The sequence below is a fragment of the Blastocatellia bacterium genome (genome assembly GCA_025054955.1).
Classification (GTDB): Bacteria; Acidobacteriota; Blastocatellia; order HR10; family J050; genus JANWZE01.
Genome location: JANWZE010000067.1, coordinates 1 through 6544 on the forward strand (window position 1 = coordinate 1; position 6544 = coordinate 6544).

Genomic DNA, 6544 nt, shown 5'->3' on the forward strand with positions numbered 1-6544 from the left:
CATTCAGTCAATGGAATTGGATAGAACGCGGATGAGGCGGATGCGGCGGATTTTCGCCGATTGATCCGCGTTGATCAGCCCAATCCGTGTCATCCGTGTTCCATGAACGGCATTAGTTCGTGAAGTTGGATAGAACGCGGATGAGGCGGATGCGGCGGATTTTCGCCGATTGATCCGCGTTGATCAGCCCAATCCGTGTCGTCCGTGTTCCATGAGCTTCTTCACTTCACGCCATTGGCCAGCGATGGCCTCTCTGACACGTTCTCACTAAGCAACGTGACAAAAGTTCGTGGCGTTTTTGGAGTGCTGCGACGTGTCGCAGCTTTGACCGGAAAGCGGTGATACGTCACCGCACGCCAAAACATCCCGTCCCCCAAAATGCCCCAGAACGTTTGTCCAGCTACTTAGAATGTAAATTTGACCGCCAGTTGCACTTGCAACGGATCACCAACGCCCAGTCGCAAGAAGCCATCGAAATTGAACAATCCCGGCGTCACCAGCGGATTGATGTTGTTCTTGTTGTTGAACGTGTTAAACATCTCGAAGATTGGCACAATGGCGTAGCGGCCGTCACCCCAGCGGAATGGCCGCTGCACGCGCCAATCGAACGAGAAGTATTCGTTGTCTTTTCGAATAGTGTTGCGTCCGCGATCCACGCCGTTGAGCACACGCGGTTCCGGCGTAATCGGCTGCGCCGACCGTGCCTGGATTCTCACATTACCCTCGAAGCCGGCTGGCAATTCGCTGAACAAGTAGAAATTGAACTTGTGGCGAATGTCGCGGTCCGAGTTGGAGTAATCCTTCGAGTAATCGTCGGGGTCAAAGCTGCGGTCGGTAAACGGATCGCGCTCATTGGAATCGTCGTCAAGGTCTTTCGAGTAGACGTAGTTCCAGTCAAATTGAAATCCTTTGCTGAACCGCTTGCGCATGCCGACGGTGAAACCACGATAGAGCGACTTAGCCGAGCTGGACGTGACAAAGATGTCGCCAAGCGCCGGACTAAACGCGCCGGATCGAGCAACTAATCGGCGTCGTTGCAGATTATAAAATCGGGTCAGGTGGACGCCCTTGGCGTGGGTGAAGTCCAAATACAATGCGAGGTCCCGAACCAGTTCCTGCTCAAACGCCACGTTGGTCGTGTAGACGCGCGGATTGTCATAATCGCGGCTAAAGACGCGGACGCCGGTGAAGCAAGGAAACGGATTTGAGCCGCAGGGGGTTAACGGCCCCGGTGGAACAACGCCGGGGAAGACGGGCGCCGGCACGCCGAACATGCGGATCAAGTCGGTATTGACGAAGTTGGTCCGCTGTTGCGCGCCGTTGGTCGTAATCGAACCGACTTGCGTTAGCATGTTCTGGCGAGCATAGTAGATGCCCCAGCTTGCGCGGATAACCGACTTCTGGTTGTTGCCCACGTCCCAAGCAAATCCCAAGCGCGGTTGGAATTGCTTCGTCTGATTGGGAAGCCTGCCATTGGAGGGGAAGAGCGGATGATTCAACGCAAAGCCGTATGCCGTGCGTGATGGTTCAACTACCGGATCAGGGAAAATCTGGGCATCCCAACGCAGCCCATAATTGAACGTGAAGCCGGGAACGATTTGCCATTTGTCCTGAATGAACAGGGCATAGTCCTCATTACTGATTTCGGATGCGCCCGGCGGCGGCACGTTCGGCAAGCCGCTGGGTATGCCGTCCTGCAAGTAGAACAACAGCGGGCCGCCCGTCGGCGTGGAACCAGCCGGGCAGGGAGTGGGCGCGGTGACGTAGCGACCGTTTGAGCAAGCGACCGTCTGCGGCCCAAAGCCCGGCCCCGTCGCAGCCGGTGAGGCATAACGCAAGAATCCAACGACGCTGTCAAACAAATACCGCCCCGTGAAGAATCCGCGGAAGACTTGATCATTGACCGTGTGTAACCATTCACCACCGAACTTGATGGTATGGTTTCCGCGAATGATGGAGACATTGTCTTTTATCTGAGTCCGCCAGATCAACTCATCAATATTCGGCTGAAGAAAGAACGGGTTGCCGAAGCGAAACGTAGGGCTGAAACCCATCGCCACATCAGCCGGGATGTTTGACTTGACGGCTGAGCGCGGTCGCGTTTCGCGCAGATAGGTGAAATGGCCTTCGTTGGAAACGCGCGCCGACGCGGTCGTAAACAAATTGAACTTGAGCGAATTGATCTTGGATGGGCCTTCGATGCCGTTGGCTGAATTCCCGTAGGTGGCCACATCGAACGTCTGATTCTCGTTACGTGAATAGACGAAGTTGTAAGAGAACGAGAACAGATTATTCGGCGTCAGATTCCAGTCAATCTTTCCCAGCGCCGCCGAATTGCGAATTGGGTGCTTGACCGGATTGCCTTCGGCTTGATTGAAGCGAGTCTGGAAGAAATTGATTAACGCCAATCGCTGACAATCAGGATTCGTGGCAATCAAGGCTTCATTCGCAGTGATCGTTGGCGCTTGAATCGGGCAGGGCGTGCCAATTGGCACACTCAGATTCGGTCGGGTCAAATTCTCCAGGATTTGTTCAAACGCGCCGAAGTAGAACGCCCTATCCTTGGCGATCGGGCCGCCGATCGTGCCGCCCAATTGCTCACGATGAAAATCGGTCAACGGCTCGCCGGTCGAGGTATTGGCTGTGAGCGCTTCCAATCGCTGAAAGTGAAACAAACTTCCATGCACCTCGTTGGTGCCCGACTTGGTGATGACGTTGACCACGCCGCCGGCCGTGCGACCGAATTCGGCATTCGCGCCCGTGGCGATGACCTGAAATTCCTTGACCGCCTCTAACGTGATGTCAATGGCCGTACGCTGCCCACCAGCCTGCTCGCCAAAGAAACCGTTGTTGTAATCGCCGCCATCCAGACTGATGTTATTGAAAATGCCGCGCTGGCCAGCAAAGTTGATTTCGTCGCCATCGGGTCCTTGCGTGACGCTGACGCCGGGCGTCAGTGTGAACAAGTCTTCAAATTTGCGTCCCAACACCGGCGTATTGCTCACAGCAATCTCATTCAGCGTCGAACTGGCTTCTGTTTTCGTCGTGTCAATCGTCGGCGTTGCGGTAATCGTGACGCGTTCTTCAATCTGCGACACTTTCATCGTCAAGTTCAAATTGACTGCTTGGCCGACGGTTAACGGGAGATTCTCCTGAACGAGTGTGGCAAATCCCGATTTGGAGACGGTCAGCGAATATCGTCCCGGCGGCAATTGAACAAACACGAAGCGCCCTTCATCGCCGGTTGTGATCGAGCGGGTTAGATTCGTATCGAGATTGCGCACCTCAACGGTTGCTCCGGGAACCGTCGCGCCCGCTTCATCGAATACAGTCCCCTGGATCACGCCCGTTGTGATCTGGGTTTGCGCTGAAACATTGGAGACCACACCAAATAGAATGATTAGATACAACAAACTCCACCTTAGCATTTTGACCATCATACCCCTCCCAGTGTGGATTCAAATAACCTGAAAATTGCCCTGTTGAACGCGCCATTCTACGACCACTACCGCGCTGCGTCAACCACGCAGATACACCGGCAACAACGTATAAAACTCGGTGGCGCGAACAGCATCGTCAAGTGGCACCTGATCTAACACCGTGTGAGCATATTCTTCGTTACTCGGAGCAAACCCGATGCAGGGAATGCCGGCTTTGCCCATCCAATAAATGCCGTTGGTGCTGAAATTCCAGCGCCCAATCGGGGCCGGTCCGCCCCACAAGGTTTCATAGGTTGCTTTGGCTGCTTGCACCAATTGATGATTCTCATCGAGCGCCCATGCAGGGAAATACTTGTCCACTTCAAAGACGAAGCCGGTATAGCTCGGCTCGTTGTAGTACATCTCTTGCACGTCAACGACTTCGGCGCCGGGCAACGAGCGAATCTCGGCTAAGGCTGATTCTTTCGTTTCGCCAAACGTTAACCGGCGATCAATATAGATCGTGCATTCGTCAGGGACAGCGTTGATCGAAGGCGTTTTGCACTCGATGTCGCTGACTACAACTGTGCCTTTGCCCAGAAACGGGTCTTCATGGAGCCTGTCATTCAACGCTTCCAGACTTTGAATGAACCGCGTCATTTTGTAAATGGCGTTCTCTCCCAGGTGCGGCATGGAAGCGTGACAGGAGCGGCCTTTGGTGACGCATTTCAACTCAATGCGCCCACGATGCCCACGATAGATTTTCATGTCGGTTGGCTCGCCGATAACAACGTAATCGGGACGAATGCCTTCAACTTCGACCAGCGCGTGCGGGGCAATCCCGTCGCACCATTCCTCCATGTTGCCGAAGTAATAGAAGGTGAATCCATCGCCAAGTCCAAGCTCTTTGATGAACGCCAGCGCATAGACCATGCCCGGCGTTGAGCCTTTCTCGTCGCATGCGCCGCGACCATAGAAGATGCCGTTTTCGATTTTGCCTTGGAAGGGGTCCCACTGCCAGGCGCTCGGATCGCCAATGCCGACCGTATCAATGTGACTGTCGTAAAGCAGAATCCGAGGTCCGCTGCCGATGCGACCGAGGATATTGCCCATGCGGTCAAAGCGAATCTCGTCGTAACCCAGTTTCTCCATCTCACGCGCCACACGTTGGCCAACCTCACCAATCTGGCTGTTCATGCTGGGAATGGCGACCAACTCTCGCAAAAAAGTAATCAGGTGCTCTCGATGTTCTTCCACCTTGGCTCGAATCGCTTGCGTGATCTCTGTCAACGGGATCATCTGTTGCTGATTGCCTCCTGTACCGTGATGTTTGCTGCCGGGATTTCGCAGACGGCGGCGATTATAGCGCCATTGCTAGGCAGCCTCAACCGCACGTCGGTATTTTGCTTGACGCTCACGCGCCGCCCTCCCTATAATCCGCCCGCTCAACACGACTCAATCTGAGGATGTTTGCATGGACGAATCACTGAGAGGACGTGATTATATCGAAACAACCGACTGGTCGGATCAAGAGTTGGAAATCTTGCTTTCAACATCGGCAAGTCTCAAAGACAAATTCAAACGCGGCATTCCCACTCCCTACTTGTCCTACAAAACAATCTTCCTGATCTTCTTCGACAAATCCACGCGCACGCGCAATTCGTTCGAGGCAGGCATCACCCAATTGGGCGGGCACGCGCACTATATCAGCGCCGAAACCTCGCAGATTGCTCATGGCGAGAGCGCCAAGGATACGGGCATCATTCTCTCGCGGTATGGCCACGCCATTGCGATTCGGCACGATCTGTTTCCCGGCGAAGGAAATTCCTATATGCGCGAAGTCGCTCAGCACGCGACCGTGCCGGTGATCAACATGCAATGCGACATTGATCATCCCTGTCAGACGATTGCTGATCTGATGACGATTCGCGAGAGATTCGGCAACGACTTACGCGGACGGAAAATCGCTGTCTGCTGGGCTTATGCGCCCAGCTACGCCAAACCGATGTCAGTGCCGCAGGGCTTGATTATGCTGATGACCCGTTTTGGCTTGGATGTGGTGCTGGCTCATCCGCCGGAGTTCCGCTTGATGGAGCACACGCTGAAACGGGCTGAAGAAAACGCGCGCAAGCATGGGACGCGATTTGAAATTGTTGACAGCATGGAGGCCGCATTTGAAGGTGCTGACATCGTCTATCCCAAGAGTTGGGGATGCCTGGATCTGTTCAAGCAACCGGAAGAATCGCTCAAACTCGCTGCCAACTACAAGCATTGGATTTGTGATGAAGCCAAGATGAAATTGACCAAACCGGATTCGATTTACATGCACTGCTTGCCGGCGGACCGCGGCTATGAAGTGACGGATGAAGTGATTGATGGGCCTCATTCGGTTGTCTACGACGAGGCGGAGAATCGGCTCCACACGGCCAAAGCGATCATGGCCCTGACGATGTAAGACCAAATGCCGGGTGAAGATCGCGCATTCCCACTCGGTCAGTTCACCTATCAAAAACTGGCAGCGATCGATATTTACACAGCCTCACGTGACATCAAGGACTTGATGCGCAAAAGCATTGTGCGCCTGACCAAAGCTAAAGGTCGCGTCTATGAGGCGGTTTCTGCTCAGCGGCCTGAAGCTCGCCCCCAACCTCCAGAGCTCATTGCCTTAGAGCCAGTCTTGCGGGAAAAAGAGTTCGTCAAAAATGAGGATATTCGTCGCGTATTAGGTATGAGTCTTCTCCAAGCACGATACATTGCACGACGGTTGGTAGAGCAGGACTGGCTAATCCCTGAGGGCAAAATGCGGGGACGGCGATACATGCCGACGAGGTCGAGATTTGACAGGTCTTAGCGCGTTATTGACGCTTCTGGTCATGTCAATGTCAATGAGGAGTGTCAAAAAACCTGCCGACTGTCAGGCATTCGAGAAGGCTAGGAAATTTACGCAAGGTTTCGTGTTTTGCGAGTGTCAAGAAACCTGCCGACTGTCAGGCATTCGAGAAGGGGGTTGATGTGTTGGGACTGGCCAGGAGCGAGCGTATGCCATTTGTGAGTCCGCAACGGACACTCGACCAGTCGTGCTCGCCCTTACACGGCACGCAGCACGATTCAATGTCCCCGATGAG

4 protein-coding genes are annotated in these 6544 nt (G+C 54.1%); 2 read left to right on the forward strand and 2 right to left on the reverse strand.

Annotated features, from left to right (window positions below):
• Positions 1 to 404 precede the first annotated feature (404 nt).
• On the reverse strand, positions 405 to 3440 hold the full coding sequence (locus NZ823_09385) for a carboxypeptidase regulatory-like domain-containing protein (protein ID MCS6805337.1): 3036 nt from the start codon (positions 3438 to 3440) through the stop codon (positions 405 to 407).
• 78 nt (positions 3441 to 3518) lie between these two features.
• On the reverse strand, positions 3519 to 4718 hold the full coding sequence (locus tag NZ823_09390) for a YgeY family selenium metabolism-linked hydrolase (GenBank protein MCS6805338.1): 1200 nt from the start codon (positions 4716 to 4718) through the stop codon (positions 3519 to 3521).
• Positions 4719 to 4893: 175 nt separating this feature from the next.
• On the opposite strand from NZ823_09390, the gene NZ823_09395 reads away from it, so the two are divergent.
• Both NZ823_09395 and NZ823_09400 read left to right on the forward strand, forming a co-directional pair.
• Positions 4894 to 5874, forward strand: a complete 981-nt coding sequence (locus NZ823_09395; protein MCS6805339.1) for an ornithine carbamoyltransferase — start codon at positions 4894 to 4896, stop codon at positions 5872 to 5874.
• Between the two features lie 6 nt (positions 5875 to 5880).
• Positions 5881 to 6270 carry a hypothetical protein gene (locus tag NZ823_09400; GenBank protein MCS6805340.1) on the forward strand — a complete coding sequence of 130 codons (390 nt, stop codon included), beginning with the start codon at positions 5881 to 5883 and terminating at the stop codon, positions 6268 to 6270.
• Positions 6271 to 6544 lie beyond the last annotated feature (274 nt).

Bases quoted from the DNA above. Each gene is read 5' to 3' on its own strand.
- NZ823_09385 (MCS6805337.1), bottom strand. From the start codon at position 3,440: ATGATGGTCAAAATGCTAAGGTGGAGTTTGTTGTATCTAATCATTCTA.
- NZ823_09390 (MCS6805338.1), bottom strand. From the start codon at position 4,718: ATGATCCCGTTGACAGAGATCACGCAAGCGATTCGAGCCAAGGTGGAA.
- NZ823_09395 (MCS6805339.1), top strand. From the start codon at position 4,894: ATGGACGAATCACTGAGAGGACGTGATTATATCGAAACAACCGACTGG.
- NZ823_09400 (MCS6805340.1), top strand. From the start codon at position 5,881: ATGCCGGGTGAAGATCGCGCATTCCCACTCGGTCAGTTCACCTATCAA.